We start from the raw sequence: 19,867 nt of genomic DNA, 5'->3' as shown, positions 1-19,867 counted from the left end.
TCGTGCGGTCGCGTTCGTGACCGCACAGCCGGGGAGCGACATCTTCGAGAACTACTTCGGCACCGCCGTCTCGACGCTCGTGGAGATCTGCTTCGCTGTGATCGGCACGCTCATGTTGGCCTCGGTGCAGAGCGACCGCTTCTCCAAGCTCGGGGAGGACGACGCCGAGGTCGGAACCCGATTCCGCCTGGACGGAATCCTGAGCGCCTCCGCGTTCCGGGAACTCGGCGAGACCTGGCTGCTGCGCTCTATCCGCGAACGCACGACGCTCGTACTCCTGCTGGTCGAAGTCGCCGACCTCCAGGCGATCAACATCGCGTTCGGGCGCGCGGCCGGCGACGCCGCGATCCGGGCCACCGGGCGGATCGCTCTCACCCATACCTCGACCGCCTCGCTCGTCGGACATCTCTCACCGCGCCGCTTCGCGCTCCTGCTCGAGCTGCCGACGAACGACTCCGTCGAGGCGATTGCGGCGCGGATCGGGGAGTCGGTCCTCGCGGCTCCGATCGACGACCAGGACCGCTTCCGGGCGTCGATCTTCTGCGGCATCGCGACGACCCGCACCAGTGGCGCCCGGTATGCCGACCTCCTCGCCGCCGCCGCCGACGCCGCGTCCCTCGCCGCGGCGGACGCCGCCGCCCAGTGGGGTGAGAACGAACGGCAGGAGACTTGAGCAAAATCTGACCGGAAACTGAGGATGACCTTCATCCCTTCGGGCCTTTCGGCCAGGAGACTTACCGCACACCGAGAGGGAGGATGCCTCTCGCACGACACCCAGGACGGACGCATGAGCTACGAGCACATCGACGTCAGCCGGATCTCCGGGCTGACGCGCGAGCTCGCCGACGACGCGTCCGCGTGCCTGCGGTTCATCGACGACTACATCCGCGGCTGGGAACAGCGTCAGGCGCGCGTCGCTGTGGCGGTCGATCGTCCGGTCATCGACGATGCGCTCGCGGCGCTCCTGAGCCTGGCCACCTCGAGCGCCATGATCGGCGCCGACGGTCTCAGCACCGCGGCGAAGTCGCTCTATTCGGAGTCCCGTCAGCTCGGGACGGTCCCGGCGCGTGGCGCCGATCGGCTCGCGCGCATCGGCATCGCCGTCTGCGACGAACTGCGGATCGCGACCGCGGGAATGCGCGCCGTGGCCTGAGCGCCGTGAATCGGCGTCAGATCGCGCCGTCGACGCCCGTCATGCGATAGCCCACGCCGCGGACCGTCTCGATCCACCGCGGGGTGAGCGAGTTCTCGCCGATCTTCTTGCGCAGGTTGCCCATGTGGACCTCGATTCCGCGCTTGTCGGCATCGGAGACGAAGTTGCTCGTCACGTAGCTCTCGTTGCGGAGGAGGATCGCCAGATCGGCCTTGGTGCGGACGCGGCGGCCCGACTGCAGGAGCGCGGCGAGCAGATCGAACTCGCTCCGCGTCAGCGGAATCTCCTGACCGTCCGCGATGGCGACCCTCGTCCCCAGATCGACGACGAGACCCAGGTGCTCGAGCCGCTCACCGGCGGCAGCGGGGGGCGTGGACGCGGGCGCAGCGCCGGGGGAGACCGCGGTATAGGCGGGTGCCGCAGGCGGCCTCCCGGCGAAGTCCGAGGTCGCCGGAGCCACCGGGGCGGCCGCGCGCGGACGCCGCAGCATCGCCTCGATGCGCGCCCGCAACTCCCGCGGCCGGAACGGCTTGGTGACGTAGTCGTCAGCCCCCGCCTCGAGCCCCTGGAGGGTGTCGATCTCCTCGCCGAGCGCCGTCAGCATGACGATGTAGGCGTCGGAGAACGTACGGATGCGTTTCGCCGTCTCGAACCCGTCGATGCCCGGCATGTTGACGTCGAGCGTCACGACGGTCGGAACCACCGCGCGAACGGCCTCGATCCCGTCGTACCCGTTGGATCGGGCGGTCACCTCGAAGCCCGCCTGGTTCAGGACCGTCTCGAGAAGGTGGCGGATGTCGTCGTCATCCTCGATGACGACGGCGCGACGAAGAGGCTCCATGGTTCTGAATCGTAGGCCGAGAGAGGCGGATGGGGGCGGAACGCCGCGCGGTCAGGCGACGTCGGACGCGCGACGCTTCTCGAGGCGACCGGCTCCCCACCAGGCGAGCGGCAGCAGCCCCGCGGCGATGAGGGCCTTGATCGCGCCGCCGATCAGGAACGGGAACAGTCCGCCCTGCAGGGTCTGGCCGAGGTCGAGCCCGAGTGCGATCGCGAGCCAGGGCAGGCCGACCGCGAAGACCACGAGGGTTCCGGCGGCGAATGTCGCGAGCGCCTTGAGGATCTGACGTTCCCACGCCCGCTCGGACAGCCAGCCGACCAGCGCGGCGGAGGCGATGAAACCGATGATGTACCCGCCGGTCGGACCGAGGATGACCGCGGCCCCACCCGCGTAGTCGCTGAAGACCGGGAGTCCGACGATGCCGAGCACCGCGTAGAGGGTGAGCGCCAGCGCGCCGCGCGCCGCGCCCAGGGTCGCGCCGACGAGGAGGACCGCGAGGGTCTGTCCGGTGATCGGCACCGGGTAGAGCGGCACCGCAACTTGGGCGAGCAGCGCCGTCAGCGCGGCGCCCGACACGACCAGGACGACGTCGAGCGGGAGACTGCGGCCCAGCACGCGGTCGGCGAGCACGAGACGGGGAGCGGGGGAGGCGACGGCGGACATGGGTGGAATCCTCTTCGGTCGTGATGGCAGAGCCTCATTCGGAATGGCTCAGGCGGCGCTCCGGTTAGACTAGCGGGCTGGTGCACTCGCGCCGCCATCTCACACCTCCCGAATCCGAAGGGCAGAACTGTGCTCGCCGTGCACGATCTCCAGATCCGCGTCGGCGCGCGTCTGCTCATGGAGGACGTGACCTTCCGCGTCGAGAAGGGCGACAAGATCGGCCTCGTCGGCCGTAACGGCGCCGGGAAGACGACCCTCACCAAGACGCTCGCAGGGGAGAGCCAGCCGAGCGGCGGAACGATCACCCGCACCGGCGAGATCGGCTACCTGCCGCAGGACCCGCGCACCGGAGATCCGGAGGACACCGCGCGCACCCGCATCCTGGATGCTCGCGGCCTCGGCCGGCTCGTGCTCGACCTCCGCACGGCGACCGAGGAGATGGCGAGCCCCGACGAGCAGGTCAGCGCCGCCGCGATGGACCGCTACAGCCGCCTCGAAGATCGCTTCCTCGCCCTCGGCGGGTACGCGGCCGAGGCGGAGGCGGCGTCCATCGCGTCCAACCTCGCGCTGCCCGACCGCATCCTCGACCAGCAGTTGAAGACCCTCTCCGGCGGTCAGCGCCGACGGATCGAACTCGCGCGCATCCTCTTCTCCGGCGCCGAGACGATGATCCTCGATGAGCCGACGAACCACCTCGACGCCGACTCGGTCGTCTGGCTGCGCGAGTTCCTCAAGCAGTATTCGGGCGGCGTCATCGTGATCAGCCACGACGTCGACCTGGTCGAAGAGACCGTCAACCGCGTCTTCTACCTCGATGCCAACCGTCAGGTCATCGACCTCTACAACATGGGCTGGAAGCACTACCTCCGCCAGCGCGAAGCCGACGAGGAGCGCCGCAAGAAGGAGCGTGTCAACGTCGAGAAGAAGGCGAGCACCCTGCAACTGCAAGCCGCGCGCTTCGGGGCGAAGGCCTCGAAGGCCGCCGCCGCCCACCAGATGGTCGCGCGCGCGGAGAAGATGCTCGCCGGACTCGACGAGGTGCGCGTCGCCGACCGGGTGGCGAAGCTGCGCTTCCCCGATCCGGTGGCCTGCGGCAAGACGCCTCTGCAGGCGCACAACCTCTCGAAGAGCTACGGGTCGCTCGAGATCTTCACGGCCGTCGATCTGGCGATCGACCGCGGATCGAAGGTCGTCATCCTCGGCCTCAACGGTGCCGGCAAGACGACGCTGCTGCGGATGCTCGCGGGGGTCGACAAGCCCGACACCGGGCAGATCGAGCCCGGCCACGGACTGCGCATCGGGTACTACGCCCAGGAGCACGAGACGATCGACGTCAAGCGCTCGGTGCTCGAGAACATGCTGACCGGAGCTCCCAACCTGACGGCCACCGAGGCCCGTCGGGTGCTCGGCTCGTTCCTCTTCACCGGGGACGACGGCGACAAGCTTGCCGGGGTGCTCTCCGGCGGCGAGAAGACCCGCCTCGCGCTCGCGATGATCGTCGTGTCCGGCGCCAACGTGCTGCTGCTCGATGAGCCGACGAACAACCTCGATCCGGCGAGCCGCGAAGAGATCCTCGGCGCCCTGGCCGGCTACACGGGAGCCGTCGTACTCGTCTCGCACGACGAAGGCGCCGTCGAAGCGCTCAACCCGGAACGCGTCCTGATTCTGCCCGACGGGGTCGAGGACCACTGGAACCCCGGGTACGCCGACCTCATCGCGCTGGCGTAACTCGCGCTCGAGCGCCCCGCGCCGGCGTGGCTAGCGCTGGGCGTCGATGAGGGCGTCCTCGATCTCGGCGTCGCGCTCTCGGCGTACCACGATCACCTCACCGGCGGCGATCTTGCGCTCCCGGCGCACCGCCCAGACGAGTCCGACGAACGCCAGGATGCCGAAGGCGATCCACTGGAGCGCATACGACAGGTGCGGTCCCTCGTCTTCGACCGGTCGCAGTGCGGCGAGCGGACGCTCGGCGGCGACCGGATCCTCGGCGATCAGCAGGCCGTACATCCCGGTGTAGGTCGGGGCGTCGACGAGATCCGCCACGTCGGGCAACCGCACGGTCGCCAGCTGCCCGTCGGGGGCGCCGCGCCCGGGGATCTCCGGTTCGCCGGGCTTGAGCCGCACCGTCACCGTCACCTCGCCCTCCGGGGCGGCGGGAACCGACTCCGGGGCATCCGGCGTCGACCCGGCCGGCACCCAGCCACGGTCGACGACGAAGACCGTCCCGTCCGCCAGCCTCAGTGGCACGAGCACCTCGAATCCCGGCTCCGAGTTGCGGGGGCGGTTGCGCACCAGCAGTTGCTCCTCCAGGAGGTACTCGCCCGTGATGGCCACCGGATGCCACTCCGCGGCGTCGACGTCCGCGGCCAAGGCAGGCACGAGGTCGTCGAGCGCGACGGGGGCGGCGTCGTAGTTGGTCTCGATCTTCTCGATCTCGGCGACCGCGTCGGCGCGGCGCGACCACTGCCACCAGGAGAGGAAACCGCAGGCGATCGCGAAGACGACCACCAGGGCGAGATATCCGCCCCACCGCCGCAGCCAGTTCACCGCGTGGCCACCGCGTCGGAGCTGCTCGGATCGGGGACGACCGCGACCGGGGAGTCGAGCGCCGAGACGACGACGGGGAACCCGCGGGTGCCGAGGTAGTCGGCGAGGGTGTCGCGGTGGGTCTCGCAGGCGAGCCAGATCTTCACCCGGTCGGCGGGGTGGATGCGGGGGTTGCGCCAGTTGACCCGCCACACGCCCACCGCCGAGCATCCGGCCGCCGAGCACTGCACGGTGCCCGCCGGCAGCGCGGCATCGAGTCCGATCACGGGAGGTCCCGGGGCTCGATCGCGCCCGGACGCTCGACCGTGCGCCGACCCTTCGTCGAGACCGCGTTCGCGAACACCACGGCGACGTACGGAAGGAAGACCGCCCCGAGGGCGGGGATCAGCAGCCACCAGCCCTGCACGAACAGGCAGGCGAGCACGCAGACCATCCGGATGCCCATCGTGATGGCATAGCGACGCATGCGAGCGCCCTGCTCCTCCTCCGGTGACGGGGGGAGCTCGGTAAGGGCGGCGGCGGGTGGGTTGCGCATGGGGTCTCCCCTTCAGGGTACGCGCGCTCGGCTGGCTAGGCTGGCCGGATGACTGCACGTACCGTCCTCGTCACCGGCGGCAACCGTGGCATCGGCCACGCCATCGCCGCGGAGTTCGTCGCCCAGGGCCACCGGGTGGCCGTCACCGCCCGCAGCGGCGAGGGGCCAGAGGGCACCCTCACGGTGCGTGCCGACGTCACCGACACCGCCGCCGTCGACGCCGCGTTCAGCGAGATCGAAGCGGCGCTCGGCCCGGTGGAGGTCGTCGTGGCGAACGCCGGGATCACCCGCGACAAGCTGCTCATGATGATGACCGAGGACGACTTCGACACCGTCGTCGACACCAACCTCGGAGGATCGTTCCGGGTCGTGAAGCGCGCGACGAAGGGCATGATGAAGGCGCGCTTCGGGCGCATCGTGCTGATCTCCAGCGTCGTCGGCCTCTTCGGCGGGCCCGGGCAGGTCAACTATTCGTCGTCGAAGGCCGGCCTCGTCGGAATGGCCCGCTCGATCACGCGAGAACTCGGCAGCCGCGGGATCACCGCCAATGTCGTGGCGCCGGGCTTCATCGAGACCGACATGACGGCGGAACTCTCCGACGAGACCCAGGCGGCCTACAAGAAGTCGATCCCGGCGGGCCGGTTCGCCACCCCCGACGAGGTCGCGAAGGTCGTGGCGTGGGTCGCGAGCGACGACGCGGCCTACATCTCCGGAGCCGTCATCCCGGTCGACGGCGGCCTCGGGATGGGTCACTAGGCGCGGGGGAGACCCAGCACCGGCAGCAGCATGCTCAGGTCGCGCTCGTCGAGCAGAACGTGGGCGAGGTCGCGCACCGGCGCCTTCGCGTCGAAGCCGACCGCGAGCCCGCAGATCGCCATCATCGGCAGATCGTTGGCGCCGTCGCCGACCGCGACCGTCTGAGACATCGGGATGCCGGCGTCGGCCGCCCACGCGCGCAACGCGTCGGCTTTCGCGGCGGCGTCGATCACCGGCGGGATGACCTCGCCGGTGAGGCGACCGTCGGCGATGGCGAGGCGGTTGGCCCGCCAGTGGTCGAGACCGAGCTCTCGAGCGAGGGGGTCGATGATCTCGTGGAAGCCCCCGGAGACGACGGCGACCCGACCGGCGGCGGCGTGAACTCCCGCGATCAGCTCGGGCACGCCCCTGGTCACGGTGACGCGCGAACGCACGGTCTCGATCACGGCGTCCGGCAGGCCGGCGAGGGTCGCCACCCGTTCGCGCAGACTCTGCTCGAAGTCGAGCTCGCCGTTCATCGCGCGGAAGGTGATCTCGGCGACCTGCTCGCCCGACCCCGCCTCGTCGGCGAGCAACTCGATGACCTCGTTCTCGATGAGCGTGGAGTCGACGTCGAGGACGACGAGGAAGCGGGCCATGCGGCGCGGAGGCCCTTCTGCTGTCGGAGCTACGGGGAGACGACGATGCCCTTGCCGACGACGGTGATGCCCGAGTCGGTGACGGTGAAGCCGCGGCGCCGGTCCGCGTCGTGGTCGACACCGACGGTGGCCCCGGACTCGATGACGACGTCCTTGTCGAGGATAGCGCGCTGCACGGTCGCCCGATCCTCGATGCGGACGCGCTCGAAGACGACGGAGTCGACGACCTTCGCCCCGGACTCGACGGTCACCCAGGGTCCGAGCACGCTCCGTTCGAGGTGCCCGCCGGAGACGACGCAGCCGAGCGAGACGATCGAGTCGATGGCGGTGCCGACGGCGTTCTGCCCGTCGCGCACGAACTTCGCCGGCGGAGAATTGAGCTGCTGGCTGAAGATCGGCCAGTCGCGGTTGTAGAGGTTGAAGACCGGGAGGGCCGAGATGAGGTCCTGGTGGGCATCGAAGAACGAGTCGATCGTTCCGACATCCCGCCAGTAGTAGCGGTCGCGGTCGGTCGAGCCGGGCACCTGATTGCGCTGGAGGTCGTAGACGGCCGCCTGCCCGCGCGCCACGAAGTCGGGCACGATGTCGCCGCCCATGTCGTGGTTGGAGTCGGCCCGATCCCCGTCGCGCTGCACGGCGTCGATGAGCACGTCGGCGTCGAAGACGTAGTTGCCCATCGAGGCGAGGATCTCGTCGGGCGAGTCGGCGAGACCGACGGCATCCTTCGGCTTCTCCCTGAAGGCCGCGATGCGGTGCGGGTCCTTCGGGTCGAGTTCGATGACGCCGAACTGATCGGCGAGCGAGATCGGCTGCCGGATGGCGGCGACCGTGACACCCTGACCCGACGCGATGTGGGCGTCGACCATCTGGTCGAAGTCCATGCGGTAGACGTGGTCGGCGCCGACGACGACGACGATGTCGGGCTTCTCGTCGCGGAGGAGGTTGAGGCTCTGCAGGATCGCGTCGGCCGATCCGGAGAACCAGCGCTTGCCGAGCCGCTGCTGCGCCGGCACGGAGGCGATGTACGACCCGAGCAGCCCCGAGAGTCGCCAGGTCTGCGACACGTGGCGGTCCAGCGAATGCGACTTGTACTGCGTCAGCACGACGACCTGCCGCAGACCCGAGTTGACGAGGTTGGAGAGCGCGAAGTCGATGAGCCGATACCCGCCGCCGAATGGCACAGCCGGCTTGGCACGGTCGGCCGTCAACGGCATCAACCGCTTGCCTTCGCCACCGGCGAGGACGATCCCGAACACCTTCTTCGCTGCCATGGGTCAACAGTAGGGCCGCACCCGGGGCCGTGTTGTAGCGTTCACAGAATGCGAATCGACGTGGTAAGCCGGGAGTACCCGCCGGAGGTCTACGGGGGTGCCGGCGTGCACGTCGCGGAGTTGGTCGCGGCCCTTCGCCGACCGACGGAGGGCGAGGCGACCGAGGTCGTCGTGCGCTGCTTCGGGATGCCGCGCGACGCCGCCGACGTGCACGCGTATCTGGTGCCGCCACAGCTCACGACCGCGAATCCGGCGCTCGCCACGCTCGGCGTCGACCTGCAGATCGCTCAGGACGTGGGCGGCGCCGATCTGGTGCACTCGCACACCTGGTACGCCAATGGCGCCGGACATCTCGCGAAGCTGCTGCACGGCATCCCGCACGTCGTCACCGCCCACAGCCTCGAGCCGCTGCGGCCGTGGAAGGCCGAGCAGCTCGGCGGCGGATACCGCATCTCGAGCGAGATCGAGCGCACGGCGTTCGAAGCGGCGGATGCCGTCATCGCGGTGAGCCACGGGATGCGCGCCGACATCCTGCGCAGTTACCCCGCGATCGACCCGGCGCGCGTACGCGTCGTGCACAACGGCATCGACCTCGAGCGCTGGTTCCCCGTCGACGAGCCGGAGATCGTGGCCGGCTTCGGGGTCGACGCGACCCGGCCGAGCGTCATCTTCGTCGGCCGGATCACCCGGCAGAAGGGCCTGCCTTACCTGCTCGCCGCGGCGCGCCGCCTGCCGCCGGAAGTGCAACTCATCCTCTGCGCGGGAGCCCCGGACACCCCCGAGATCCTCGCCGAGGTGCAGGCGGGGGTCGCCGCCTTGCAGGCGGAGCGGTCGGGCGTGATCTGGATCGACCGGCTGCTCACCCAACCCGAGCTGGCCGCCCTGCTCTCCGCCGCGACGACGTTCGTCTGTCCCTCGGTCTACGAGCCGCTCGGCATCGTCAACCTCGAGGCGATGGCCTGCGGGCTCCCGGTCGTCGGCACCGCGACCGGGGGCATCCCCGAGGTCGTCGCCGACGGAGTCACCGGTCGCCTGGTTCCGATCCAGCAGGTCGACGACGGCACCGGGACGCCGGTCGATCCGGAGCAGTTCGTCGCCGACCTGGCCGCCGCCCTCACCTCCGTCGTGTCCGACCCCGCGGCCGCGCGGCTGATGGGCATCGCCGGGCGGCAGCGCGCCGAAGCGGAGTTCAGTTGGGGCTCGATCGCCGAGCGCACCCGGGCCATCTACGCGGAACTCACGTCCGGGGCGAAGTAGGCTGGAAGCACCATGTCCCCGGTGCTCGAACTCTCGAAGGTTTCCGTCACACGAGGGGGCACCCGCATCCTCGGCCAGGTCGACTGGGCGGTGGAGTCCGACCAACGCTGGGTCATCCTCGGTCCGAATGGCGCCGGCAAGACCACGCTGCTGCAGGTCGCCGCGGCGGCGATGCATCCGACCTCGGGAACGGCCACGCTGCTCGGGGAGCGGCTGGGGAAGACCGACACCGCCGAGCTCAAGCCGCGCATCGGTCTGGCCTCCTCCGCGATGGCGAAGCGCATCCCGGGCGACGAGTCGGTCCTGGATGTCGTGCTCACCGCCGCCTACGCGGTCACCGGACGCTGGAACGAGGTCTACGAGGACGTCGACGTCAGCCGAGCCCGGCGCGTGCTCGCCGAGTGGAAGCTCGGTGCCTTCGAGGATCGTCGATTCGGCACCCTGAGCGACGGCGAACAGAAGCGCGTGCAGATCGCGCGGGCGGTCATGACCGACCCCGAGATCCTGCTGCTCGACGAACCGGCCGCCAGTCTCGATCTCGGCGCGCGCGAGGAGCTGCTGCAGCTGCTCGGCGGCTTCGCGAGCAACCCGTCGTCGCCGGCGATGGTGATGGTCACCCACCACGTCGAAGAGATCCCGCCGGGCTTCACCCACGTGCTGCTTCTCACGGGCGGGGGAGTGACAGCGGCAGGTCCGCTGGCCGAGGTCCTTACGGCGTCGAACCTCACGACCACGTTCGGCCTGCCGATCGAACTCACGTCGGCGAACGGTCGATTCGCTGCTCGCGCCAGCTAGCTGGGTCTGGTAAAGTCGACCCTTGGCCGTTCGGCCGTCCTATTCCCTTCTTCTCTTACCGAGGTAGCGCCATGAAGTCCGAGATCCACCCCGAGTACGCGCCGGTCGTGTTCCGCGACCTCGCGAGCGGCGCCACGTTCCTCACCCGCTCGACCGTGACGAGCGACAAGACGATCGACCTCGACGGCGAGACCTACCCGGTCATCGAGGTCGAGATCTCCTCGGAGTCGCACCCGTTCTACACCGGCAAGCAGCGCATCATGGACAGCGCCGGCCGCGTCGAGAAGTTCAACCAGCGCTTCAAGGGCTTCGGCGAGAAGAAGTAGTCCGCCGACTCCCGACAACGCCCCGCCCTCGCTTCGAGGTGCGGGGCGTTTCGCGTTCGCGCACCGGCGCGCCCGCCTGACGGCTCAGAAGAGCGCGGGCCGCCGTGCGGCCCAGAGGGGCAGCATGACGTCGAGGGTCAGCGGCGCGAGCTCGACCGACTCGACGTCGGTCGGAGACTCCAGCCAGTGCAACGCGTCGATCTCGGCGGCGGGATGCAGCTCGGAGTCGGTGACGAGGGCGAACACCTCGGCCCGCACGGTGCGGCCTGGCTCGTTGAGCGCCGCCGCCTCGTAGGAGCCGAGGAACTCGGTGGCGTCGACATCCACCTCGAGTCCCAACTCCTCCCGCAGCTCGCGGATGAGCGCGGAGAGGGCGCTCTCGCCGCGCTCGATCTTGCCACCCGGCTGCATGTAACCCGTCGTGCCGCGTTTGCGCACGACGACGGCCCGCCCTGCGGTGTCGGTGACGATCGCGGCCGCGACGTGAATGCGGCGCGAAGCCGGCGGGCGCTCGACGTCACCCTCGACGTCACCCTCGACGACCTCCTCCACGATCGGTTCGACAGGCTCCTCCGGCGCTTCGATCTCCAGCTGCACCGGGATGCTGTCGGTGAAGTCCAGCACTGGGACGGTGCCGCTCGGCCGCGGGGCGGGAGCCGGGATCGGCTGGGTGTCCTCGATGAGCCGGATGTCGTCGAGCGGTGCCACCGGCCATTCGTCGTCGAGGCGCCGCTGACGGTCGTGCAGGTGTGCGGGGGAGCCGTCGAGGCCGTCGCGAGCGAGCATCTCGCGCACGATGCGTCCTGCGGCGAGGGATCCGGGGGCGACCCCGTAGCGCTCGGCCATCGCGTTGAGGCTGCGGCGGCCGTCGAAGGCCGGGTCGAGAATCTCGTCGAGCAGCAGCGGGTCGAGCACGGGAGCGAAGACGTCCCAGGGCGTGATCTGCCGGCGACGGCATTCGCGATCGAGCACGGTGAGCCCGGCGGCGGCGTCGAACGTCGCGATCGGGATGCCGACGGCCATCAGGACGCGCAGCGTCTGGACCACTTCGCCCACGACGGCCTCGGCGCGATCGGACCCCCAGTCCCAGCGCGCGAGCTCCGCCCCGTCGTCCTCGAGGATCGCGATCCGCGCCGCGACGATGCGCGCGGTGTCCAGATCGGTGCCCGCCGTCGCGAACTCGACGACCCCCAGGCGGCCATTCCACGTCCCCATCGGCTCAGGTTACGACGACCTGACCGGCTTCGCGCACATCACCGGGTCGCGTCGCCGATCTGGAGCCAGTAGAACGACTGCGTTCCCAGGGTGAGGGTGAGGCGTCCGTCGTCGCCGACGGCCGGGAAGTCGCTGCCGCCGAACAGGTCGCGCAACGGGGCTCCGTACCAGCCCTCGAAATCGATCGTGACCGACACCGGGTTATGGGCGAACGAGAAGACGCACAGCACCTGCTCGGGGCGTTCGCCGTGCGCCGTCCCCGATCCCTCGTAGTCGCGCACGAAGGCGATCACCGACTCGTGATCCGAAGCGAGCACGCGCAGCGACCCGAGCGCGAACGCGGGATGCGCCTTCCGGACGTGGATGACGTTGCGCACCCAGTGCAGAAGTGACCGCGACTGCGCGAGCTGCGACTCGACGTTGACGAGTGCGTAGTTGTAGACGAGCGACTGCACGACCGGCAGGTAGAGCTTCCCCGGGTCGGCGGTCGAGAAGCCGGCGTTGCGGTCGGGCGTCCACTGCATCGGCGTGCGCGACGCGTCCCGGTCGGGCAACCAGATGTTGTCACCCATCCCGATCTCGTCGCCGTAGTACAGGAACGGCGACCCGGACAGCGAGAAGAGCAGGGCATGCGCGAGCTCGAGCTCCTGGCGGGCGTTGTCGAGCAGCGGGGCCAGGCGGCGGCGGATGCCCACGTTGACCCGCATCCTCGGGTCGTAGGCATACCACCCGTACATCGCCTGCCGGTACTCCTCCGACACCATCTCGAGGGTGAGCTCGTCGTGGTTGCGCAGGAAGACGCCCCAGCCGGCCCCCTCCGGCGTCTCGGTCGTCTCGGCCAGCACCCGCGTGAGCTCGGTCGCCGACTGCGAACGCAGCGCGTAGAAGATGCGCGGCATGACGGGGAAGTCGAACGCCATGTGGCACTCGGGCGCCTCGGTCGTGCCCATGAACTCGACGACCTCCTTCGGCCACTGGTTGGCCTCGGCGATCATGACCCGCCCGGGGTACTCGGTGTCCATCATCCGGCGCACGCTTCGGATGAACTCGTGCGTCGCCGGCTCGCCCTCGCCGTTGCCCTCCTCCGATTCGTAGAGGTACGGGATCGCGTCGAGCCGGAAGCCGTCGACACCCAGGTCCATCCAGAAGCGGATGACGTCGAACACCGCCGCGTGCACGGCCGGGTTCTCGTAGTTGAGATCGGGCTGGTGCGAGAAGAAGCGGTGGAAGAAGAACTGCCGACGGACCGGGTCGAACGCCCAGTTGCTGTCCTCGTAGTCGGTGAAGATGATGCGCACATTGCCGTACTTGTCGTCGGTGTCGCTCCAGACGTAGAAGTCGCCGTACGGACCGTCGGGGTCGGACCGGGACTGCTGGAACCACTCGTGCGCGTCCGAGGTGTGGTTGAGCGGGAGATCGATGACGATGCGCATGTTGCGCTCGTGCGCCTTGGTGATCAGCTCGCGGAACTCCTCGATCGTGCCGAACTCGGGGAGGATCGAGGTGTAGTCGGCGACGTCGTAGCCGCCGTCGCGGAGCGGGGAGTTGAAGATCGGCGGGATCCAGAGGGCGTCGACGCCGAGCCACTGGAGGTAGTCCAGCTTCGAGATGAGACCGCCCAGATCGCCGGAGCCGTCGCCGTTGGAGTCGACGAACGACCGCACCATCACCTCGTAGAAGACGGAGCGACGGTACCACTGCGGGTCCAGAGCGAGGCCGGGCAAGGTGATCGGAGCGGTGAAAGTCACCGATCGAGTCTAGGGAGCATCCCTAGACTTGCAGGCGTATGAACGCCGTCACGCACGACCTCCAGCTGCTCGGCAGCCGCACCCGCTACTGGGAGTACGGCACGCCGGCCACCGGTCCGACCCTCGTCGTCGTGCACGGCTACCGCGGCGATCATCACGGGCTCGAACCGGTCGTCAACCTGCTCGACGACTTCCACGTGATCTCCCCCGACCTCCCCGGGTTCGGGGAGTCGACGCCGATGACCGAGCAACCGCACTCGATCGAGGGCTACGGACTCTGGCTGCGCGCGTTCCTCGCCGAACTCGGGCTGACCGGAGACCTTCTCCTCGGACACTCCTTCGGCTCGATCGTGGTCGCGCACGCGGTCGCCGGGGGGCTGCCGGCGCAAGCCGTCATCCTGATCAACCCCATCGCCGACGACCCGTCGAAGGTCGCCGGCATCGGGGCCACCCGCTTCTACTACGCGGTCGCCCGTCATCTGCCGGAGCGCGCCGCGCGCGCCTGGCTGAGCAACTGGCTCGTCGTGCGCGGGATGAGCGCGAAGCTGGCGAAGACCCGCGATCGGGCGACGCGGCGGTTCATCCACGGTCAGCACCACGCCTACTTCTCGGCGTTCGGCTCGCGCACGAGCATCGTCGAGGGATTCGACGCGTCGCTGTCGACCACCGTCGCCGCCGTCGCCGACCGGATCGAGCAGCCCGTTCTGTTGATCGCGGGGGAGCGCGACGAGGTGGCCCCGCTCGCCGGTCAGTTCGCGTTGCTGGAGACGTTCCCGGATGCTCGGCTCGACGTCATCCCCGGCGTCGGTCATCTCGTGCACTACGAGACGCCGGAGGCCGCCGCCCACGCCGTGCGGGCCTTCGTGGGCGACCTGTGATCCTCTTCGACTGCCGCTACGTCGTGCGCTCCGGCCACCACGACGGCATCAGCCGCTACTCGGCGCGGCTCGTCGAGGCGCTCTCGCGGCGCATGCCCGTCGAGATGCTGATCAGCGATCGATCCCAACTCGCCCTGCTGCCCGACCTGCCGTGGCATCTGATCTCGTCCGAGACGAGCTTGCGGGAACCCTGGGTCGCCCGCCAGATCAACCCGCTGAATCCGGACGCGGTCTTCAGTCCCCTCCAGACGATGGGCTCGGCAGGCCGCCGCTACGGTCTCGTGCTCACCCTCCACGACCTCATCTATCACCGCCATCGCACGCCGCCGCGCAACCTGCCCTGGTACATCCGCATGGGGTGGTGGCTGTACCACCTCAGCTACGGCCCGCAGCGGCGCGCCCTCAACAAGCCCGACGAGGTCGTGACCGTCTCGGAGACGACGAAGGCGCTCATCGCCGAGCACCGGCTCACGTTGCGGCCGGTCACCGTCGTGCGGAACGCCGCCGACCCGCTGACGACCGACCCACCCGCCCGCAAGGCCGGGAAGGGTCGCGATCTCGTCTACATGGGATCGTTCATGCCCTACAAGAACGTCGACACCCTCGCCCGCGCCATGACCGACCTCCCGGGCTACCGGCTGCACCTGCTCAGCCGGGTCCCGGCGGACGAGCGCGCACGGCTCGAGGCCCTCGCGCCGGACGGGACGCTCGAGTTCCACGACGGCGTGACGGATGCCGAGTACGCGCAGCTGCTCGACGGGGCTCACGCTCTCGTGCACGCGTCGCTCGACGAGGGATTCGGCATCCCGCTCGTCGAGGCGATGAGCGTCGGAACGCCGATCGTCGTGAGCGACATCCCGATCTTCCGGGAGATCGGCGGTCAGGCCGGGATCTACGCCGACCCGCATGACTCCGCCGCGTTCGCCGCCGCGGTGCGACGGCTCGATGTGGCGGCCGAGTGGACGAGACGGTCGGCCGCGGCCCGCGAGCAGGCGCGACTCTTCGACTGGGATGCGTCGGCCGATGTGCTCTACGAGGTGCTCCGCCGCGTGGCCTCGAAGGCCCGGCCGGAGGACGCCACCCGCTAGGGCAGGCCGCGTCAGACTCGGGTTCAGCGGGCGGACGGCTCGCGTGCCTCGACGGCGTTCTGCACGTCGAGATCGCCGGCGCGCGGGTCGATCGCCGCGAGTTCGATCGGGTCGTCGAACGCGACGAGCCGGAGGTCGGAGCCGTCGACGTGGAAGCTGTGCACCGATCCATTGGTGATCGGTCCGAAGCCGCCGTCGGGCTCTGCGGCGAGCAGCGCGGCGCGGATCGCCCCGCCGTGGCTCACCACGACGAGCGCCTCGCCGGGATACTCGGCCGCGAGCGACTGGAGAGCGGGCACGACCCGGTCCGCGACCTCGTCGCGCGTCTCGCGCCCCGGGACCTCCGCCTCTCGCGGGAAGCGAAGGTCGACCTCGTGGAAGCTCAGCCCCTCGGCCTCGCCGTAATTGCGTTCGACGAGGGCGTCGCGGAGCTCCGGCGCGGGAAGGCCGAGCTCGCGGGCGATGATCTCGGCCGTCTCCCGAGCACGGATGAGCGGGCTGGCGACCACCCGCGCGATCGGGCGTCGGGTCAGCAACGCTCCCGTCAGCCGGGCCTGCTCGCGCCCGGTGTCGTTGAGCGGGATGTCGGTGAGCCCCTGGATGCGCCGTGCGCGGTTCCAGTCGGTCTCGCCGTGACGGACGAGGTACAGATCGGTCATCGCCTCCCGAGCTTACGAGGCGAGCCGCTCCCTCAGCGCCACGAGCACCTCCGAGGTGCCCGCATCGATCTTCAGGGTCGCGCGGGTGTCACCCTTGGTGCTCCCGCGGTTCACGATCACGATCGGGAGACGGCGTTTGACCGCCTGTTCCAGCAGACGGATGCCGGAGTTGACGACCAGCGAGGAACCGGCGACGACGAGCGCCTCCGCCGAACGGATGATCGCGGCGCCCTGCATGAACTTCGTCGCCGGGACGAACTCGCCGAAGAAGACGACGTCGGGCTTGAGCATGCCCCCGCACACCGAGCAGTCCGGCACGATCATCTCGTCGACCGCGTCGATGTCCACGTCGCCGTCGGGGTTGAGCTTCAGCAGTTCGGGTTCGCCGAGCCAGGGATTCTCGACGGTCATCCGGGAGGCGATGTCCTCGCGGGAGAAGAACTGGCCGCAGGAGAGGCAGCGCACCCGGTCGTTCGAGCCGTGCACGTCGACGACGTGTCGGGAACCGGCCCGTAGGTGCAGCCCGTCGACGTTCTGGGTGATGACGCCGTTCACGACGTCCGCGAGTTCCAACGCGGCGAGCGCGCGGTGGCCGGCGTTGGGCTCGGCGTCCGCAAAGTATCGCCAGCCGAGGTGACTGCCCGCCCAATACCGCTGCCGGGCGCGGGTGTCGGCGAGGAAGGTCTGGAAGGTCATCGGCGTGCGCACCGGCGCGCCCTGCCCCCGGTAATCGGGGATGCCGGAGTCGGTGCTCAGCCCCGCTCCGGTGAGGACCGCGATCCGGCGACCGGCGAGCAGCCGCTCCGCCTGATCGACGAGCGACTCGAGCGCCGGGTCGAGCGGCGTCAGCGTCGGAATCGACATCGCGCGCTCCTTCCCGTCGGCCCTCGTACCGAGGCTAGAACGCGAAGGTTGCGAGAATGTTTCCGCCATGCACCTCATCCGAGTCAGCGACCCCACCGATCCTGCCCTCCGCGACTACACCGAACTCACGGACGTCGTCCGTCGTCGGCTGCGCGAACCCGCCGAAGGCCTCTACCTCGCGGAGTCGGTGAAAGTGATCGCGCGAGCCTTCGCCGCCGGCCATCGCCCTCGATCCGTGCTCGTCCTGGAGAAGTGGCTGCCCGAGATCGCGCCGCTCTTCGACCCCTGGGACGTGCCCGTCTACGTCGGCTCCTCCGACGTGCTGGAGGCGGTCACCGGGTTCGTCATGCACCGCGGCGCGCTCGCGTCGATGCACCGCCCGGCGCTGCCGGCTGTCGCCGACCTGCTGCGCGACGCCCGGCGGGTCGTCGTGCTCGAGGACATCGTCGACCACACCAACGTGGGCGCGATCTTCCGCGCGGTCGCCGGGATGGGAGCGGACGCCGTTCTCGTCACCCCGCGCTGCGCCGACCCGCTCTACCGACGTTCGGTGCGGGTGAGCATGGGAGCCGCCCTCCAGGTGCCGTGGACGCGGCTGGGGGAGTGGGAGGAAGCGGCGCCCGAGTTGCACGCCGCCGGATTCGAGATCGCGGCTCTCGCCCTCGCCGACTCCGCCGTCGATCTCGCCGACTACGCCCGGAGCGCGCCCGACCGGGTCGCTCTCGTGCTGGGCACCGAAGGCGACGGGCTGAGCCGGGATGCGCTGGCCGCCGCCGACACCATCGTCACGATCCCGATGGACCACGGCGTCGATTCGCTCAACGTCGCGGCGGCGGCCGCCGTCGCGCTCTGGTCGCTGAGGTCGCTCGGCCACTAAAGTCGGGCCATGACGGCGACGACGGCGACGCAGGGTTCCGGCACGGGACCCACCCCTTCCGGCCAAGGACTGGCGAAGGGCCAGCTCGGGCTCTTGGGCTCCACGATCATGGGCCTCGCCTCGACAGCTCCGGTCTACTCCCTCGTGGCGACGCTGGGCTTCGTGATCGCCGAGGTCGGGGCGCAGGCACCCATCGCCTTCATCCTCGCCTTCATCCCGATGTTCTTCATCGCCTTCGCCTATCGCGAACTCAATCGCGCGGTCCCGGACTGCGGCACGACCTTCACCTGGGCGACCAAGGCGTTCGGGCCCTGGGTCGGCTGGCTCGGCGGCTGGGGCGTCGCGGTCGCCGGGATCATCGTGCTCGCCAACCTCGCCCAGATCGCCGGGCTGTACTTCTGGTACCTGGTCGAGGGGATCTTCGGCAACCCGGGCGCGTTCTCCGGCCAGCTCTGGGTCGTGACCCTCACCGGCGTCGTCTTCATCGCCGCGATGGTCTACGTGTCGTACCGCGGCGTGGAGATCGGGGAGAAGTTGCAGAACGTGCTGCTCGGCGTTCAGTACCTGGCGCTCGTGCTGTTCGTGGTGTTCGTGATCGTCGCGATCGCGAACGGCACGGCCCCGGATGCGGTTCCGGTCGAGGGCGCCTGGTTCAACCCGTTCGGCTTCGAGTCGTTCGACGGCTTCACGGCGGCCATCCTGCTCGCGCTGTTCATCTACTGGGGGTGGGACACCTGCCTCGCGCTCAACGAGGAGACGAAGGACCCCAAGCGCATCCCGGGGCGCGCCGCCCTCATCTCGACGGTCGTGCTCATGGTCACCTATGTCGCCGTCACGGTCGCCGCGATCGCGTACGCCGGCGTCGACGGCCTCAGCGAGTCCGACGACATCTTCTACACCGTCAAGGACGCGCTCTTCGGACCCTGGGCGTGGCTGCTGGTGCTCGCCGTCATGATCTCGGCGATCTCCTCGACCCAGACCACGATCCTGCCGACGGCCCGCGGGACGCTGTCGATGGCCGTCTACAAGGCCCTCCCGAGCCGTTTCGGCCGCGTGCACCCGCGATACCGCACACCGGGGTTCTCGACGCTCGTGATGGGCATCGTCGCGACGGTCTTCTATGTGGGCATGACGTTGATCAGCGAGAACTTCCTCGCCGACTCGATCTACAGCCTCGGGCTGGCGATCGCGTTCTACTACGGACTGACAGGGTTCGCGTGCGTCTGGTACTTCCGGAAGGAACTGTTCGTGAACGCGCACAGCTTCTTCTTCAAGTTCCTGTTCCCGCTGCTCGGCGCCCTGCTGCTCACCGCCGCGTTCGTGAAGAGCGCGATCGACATGCTCGACCCGGACTACGGCTACACCGTGCTCTTCGGGGTGGGTGGCGTCTTCGTGATCGGGGTCGGGTCGCTGCTCCTGGGAGTCGTGCTCGTGATCGTGTGGTCGCTGTTCCGGGAGTCGCGGCCGTTCTTCCGGGGCGAGAGCCTCAACCGCGACACGGAGGTGCTCGTGCCGGAGGACGACCACCTGGTGATCCGCAGCGTCGACGGCGGTCGCGGCTGAGGACCGTTTAGGGTCGACGAGTGCCATCGAGTCGACCGCTCTCCCGACGCCAGATCTATCGTCGTCGGCGGATCGCGGTCGGCGCCGGCATCCTCGTCGCGCTCGGCACGCTCGTCTATCTGCCGCTGACGCTGTTCGCGCCGGTCGGCGCCGCGACCGTCACGGTCACGGCGCCCGAGGAACCGACGCCGAC

22 protein-coding genes are annotated in these 19,867 nt (G+C 69.6%); 11 read left to right on the top strand and 11 right to left on the bottom strand.

Features of this window, described 5'->3' with window-relative positions; genetic code table 11:
* The coding region (locus ACILQS_RS10170) for a GGDEF domain-containing protein (protein ID WP_395640009.1) at window positions 1-673 on the top strand (673 nt) is incomplete at its 5' end.
* 114 nt (window positions 674-787) lie between these two features.
* Window positions 788-1,153 carry a hypothetical protein gene (locus ACILQS_RS10165; protein WP_395640008.1) on the top strand — a complete coding sequence of 122 codons (366 nt, stop codon included), beginning with the start codon at window positions 788-790 and terminating at the stop codon, window positions 1,151-1,153.
* 16 nt (window positions 1,154-1,169) lie between these two features.
* On the opposite strand, the gene ACILQS_RS10160 is transcribed toward ACILQS_RS10165, so the two are convergent.
* Complete coding sequence (locus ACILQS_RS10160) at window positions 1,170-1,994, bottom strand: response regulator transcription factor (protein WP_395640007.1); 825 nt, start codon at window positions 1,992-1,994, stop codon at window positions 1,170-1,172.
* Window positions 1,995-2,045: 51 nt separating this feature from the next.
* Window positions 2,046-2,657, bottom strand: coding sequence for a biotin transporter BioY (locus ACILQS_RS10155; RefSeq protein ID WP_395640006.1), 612 nt, complete (start codon window positions 2,655-2,657; stop codon window positions 2,046-2,048).
* A gap of 129 nt (window positions 2,658-2,786) precedes the next feature.
* Between ACILQS_RS10155 and ACILQS_RS10150 the strand changes: the two genes are divergently transcribed.
* A complete protein-coding gene (locus ACILQS_RS10150; protein ID WP_395640005.1) occupies window positions 2,787-4,385 on the top strand; it encodes an ABC-F family ATP-binding cassette domain-containing protein in 1,599 nt (532 codons plus the stop codon).
* Between the two features lie 30 nt (window positions 4,386-4,415).
* Here the strand turns inward: ACILQS_RS10150 and ACILQS_RS10145 are convergent, their stop codons facing one another.
* From ACILQS_RS10145 to ACILQS_RS10135, 3 genes are read right to left on the bottom strand one after another with little or no spacing between them, the layout of a single operon-like run.
* The gene (locus ACILQS_RS10145) at window positions 4,416-5,204 is read right to left on the bottom strand and encodes an SURF1 family protein (protein ID WP_395640004.1); all 789 of its coding nucleotides are present in this window, start codon (window positions 5,202-5,204) and stop codon (window positions 4,416-4,418) included.
* Entirely contained in the window at window positions 5,201-5,470 is a 270-nt protein-coding gene (locus tag ACILQS_RS10140) for a hypothetical protein (protein WP_395640003.1), read from the bottom strand. Before ACILQS_RS10140 ends, ACILQS_RS10145 begins: the two co-directional genes overlap by 4 nt.
* Window positions 5,467-5,739 (bottom strand): DUF3099 domain-containing protein, encoded by a 273-nt coding sequence (locus ACILQS_RS10135; protein ID WP_395640002.1) that lies wholly within the window; start codon window positions 5,737-5,739, stop codon window positions 5,467-5,469. The genes ACILQS_RS10140 and ACILQS_RS10135 overlap by 4 nt, the downstream gene beginning before the upstream one ends.
* Before the next feature lie 48 nt (window positions 5,740-5,787).
* Between ACILQS_RS10135 and fabG the strand changes: the two genes are divergently transcribed.
* Window positions 5,788-6,495 carry a 3-oxoacyl-ACP reductase FabG gene (fabG, locus tag ACILQS_RS10130; protein ID WP_395640001.1) on the top strand — a complete coding sequence of 236 codons (708 nt, stop codon included), beginning with the start codon at window positions 5,788-5,790 and terminating at the stop codon, window positions 6,493-6,495.
* Here fabG and serB read toward each other — a convergent pair.
* Together serB and ACILQS_RS10120 are read right to left on the bottom strand one after the other, a co-directional pair.
* Window positions 6,492-7,133, bottom strand: coding sequence for a phosphoserine phosphatase SerB (serB, locus tag ACILQS_RS10125; protein ID WP_395640000.1), 642 nt, complete (start codon window positions 7,131-7,133; stop codon window positions 6,492-6,494). The genes fabG and serB overlap by 4 nt on opposite strands.
* Before the next feature lie 29 nt (window positions 7,134-7,162).
* On the bottom strand, window positions 7,163-8,404 hold the full coding sequence (locus ACILQS_RS10120; RefSeq protein WP_395639999.1) for a glucose-1-phosphate adenylyltransferase: 1,242 nt from the start codon (window positions 8,402-8,404) through the stop codon (window positions 7,163-7,165).
* Window positions 8,405-8,452: 48 nt separating this feature from the next.
* On the opposite strand from ACILQS_RS10120, the gene glgA reads away from it, so the two are divergent.
* The 3 genes from glgA to ACILQS_RS10105 all read left to right on the top strand — a co-directional run bounded on the left by glgA (window position 8,453) and on the right by ACILQS_RS10105 (window position 10,782).
* On the top strand, window positions 8,453-9,661 hold the full coding sequence (glgA, locus tag ACILQS_RS10115; RefSeq protein WP_395639998.1) for a glycogen synthase: 1,209 nt from the start codon (window positions 8,453-8,455) through the stop codon (window positions 9,659-9,661).
* A 12-nt stretch (window positions 9,662-9,673) separates the two neighbouring features.
* Window positions 9,674-10,456, top strand: a complete 783-nt coding sequence (locus ACILQS_RS10110) for an ABC transporter ATP-binding protein (protein ID WP_395639997.1) — start codon at window positions 9,674-9,676, stop codon at window positions 10,454-10,456.
* Between the two features lie 71 nt (window positions 10,457-10,527).
* Window positions 10,528-10,782: a type B 50S ribosomal protein L31 gene (locus ACILQS_RS10105; protein ID WP_395639996.1), complete on the top strand. Its 255-nt coding sequence runs from the start codon at window positions 10,528-10,530 to the stop codon at window positions 10,780-10,782.
* A gap of 84 nt (window positions 10,783-10,866) precedes the next feature.
* On the opposite strand, the gene ACILQS_RS10100 is transcribed toward ACILQS_RS10105, so the two are convergent.
* Window positions 10,867-11,997, bottom strand: a complete 1,131-nt coding sequence (locus ACILQS_RS10100; protein ID WP_395639995.1) for an NUDIX domain-containing protein — start codon at window positions 11,995-11,997, stop codon at window positions 10,867-10,869.
* Between the two features lie 38 nt (window positions 11,998-12,035).
* Complete coding sequence (treS, locus tag ACILQS_RS10095; RefSeq protein WP_395639994.1) at window positions 12,036-13,745, bottom strand: maltose alpha-D-glucosyltransferase; 1,710 nt, start codon at window positions 13,743-13,745, stop codon at window positions 12,036-12,038.
* Between the two features lie 38 nt (window positions 13,746-13,783).
* On the opposite strand from treS, the gene ACILQS_RS10090 reads away from it, so the two are divergent.
* Window positions 13,784-14,623: an alpha/beta fold hydrolase gene (locus ACILQS_RS10090; protein WP_395639993.1), complete on the top strand. Its 840-nt coding sequence runs from the start codon at window positions 13,784-13,786 to the stop codon at window positions 14,621-14,623.
* A complete protein-coding gene (locus ACILQS_RS10085) occupies window positions 14,620-15,711 on the top strand; it encodes a glycosyltransferase family 4 protein (protein WP_395639992.1) in 1,092 nt (363 codons plus the stop codon). Before ACILQS_RS10090 ends, ACILQS_RS10085 begins: the two co-directional genes overlap by 4 nt.
* Window positions 15,712-15,734: 23 nt before the next feature.
* On the opposite strand, the gene ACILQS_RS10080 is transcribed toward ACILQS_RS10085, so the two are convergent.
* Together ACILQS_RS10080 and ACILQS_RS10075 are read right to left on the bottom strand one after the other, a co-directional pair.
* On the bottom strand, window positions 15,735-16,370 hold the full coding sequence (locus ACILQS_RS10080) for a histidine phosphatase family protein (RefSeq protein ID WP_395639991.1): 636 nt from the start codon (window positions 16,368-16,370) through the stop codon (window positions 15,735-15,737).
* Window positions 16,371-16,382: 12 nt separating this feature from the next.
* The gene (locus ACILQS_RS10075) at window positions 16,383-17,234 is read right to left on the bottom strand and encodes a Sir2 family NAD-dependent protein deacetylase (protein WP_395639990.1); all 852 of its coding nucleotides are present in this window, start codon (window positions 17,232-17,234) and stop codon (window positions 16,383-16,385) included.
* A 67-nt stretch (window positions 17,235-17,301) separates the two neighbouring features.
* On the opposite strand from ACILQS_RS10075, the gene ACILQS_RS10070 reads away from it, so the two are divergent.
* Complete coding sequence (locus tag ACILQS_RS10070) at window positions 17,302-18,111, top strand: TrmH family RNA methyltransferase (protein ID WP_395639989.1); 810 nt, start codon at window positions 17,302-17,304, stop codon at window positions 18,109-18,111.
* A gap of 9 nt (window positions 18,112-18,120) precedes the next feature.
* Complete coding sequence (locus ACILQS_RS10065; RefSeq protein WP_395639988.1) at window positions 18,121-19,674, top strand: APC family permease; 1,554 nt, start codon at window positions 18,121-18,123, stop codon at window positions 19,672-19,674.
* Window positions 19,675-19,867: the final 193 nt, after the last annotated feature.

The organism is Pseudolysinimonas sp. (genome assembly GCF_044239695.1).
Classification (GTDB): Bacteria; Actinomycetota; Actinomycetes; order Actinomycetales; family Microbacteriaceae; genus Pseudolysinimonas_A.
This window is presented reverse-complemented; position numbering and strand designations above follow the sequence as displayed.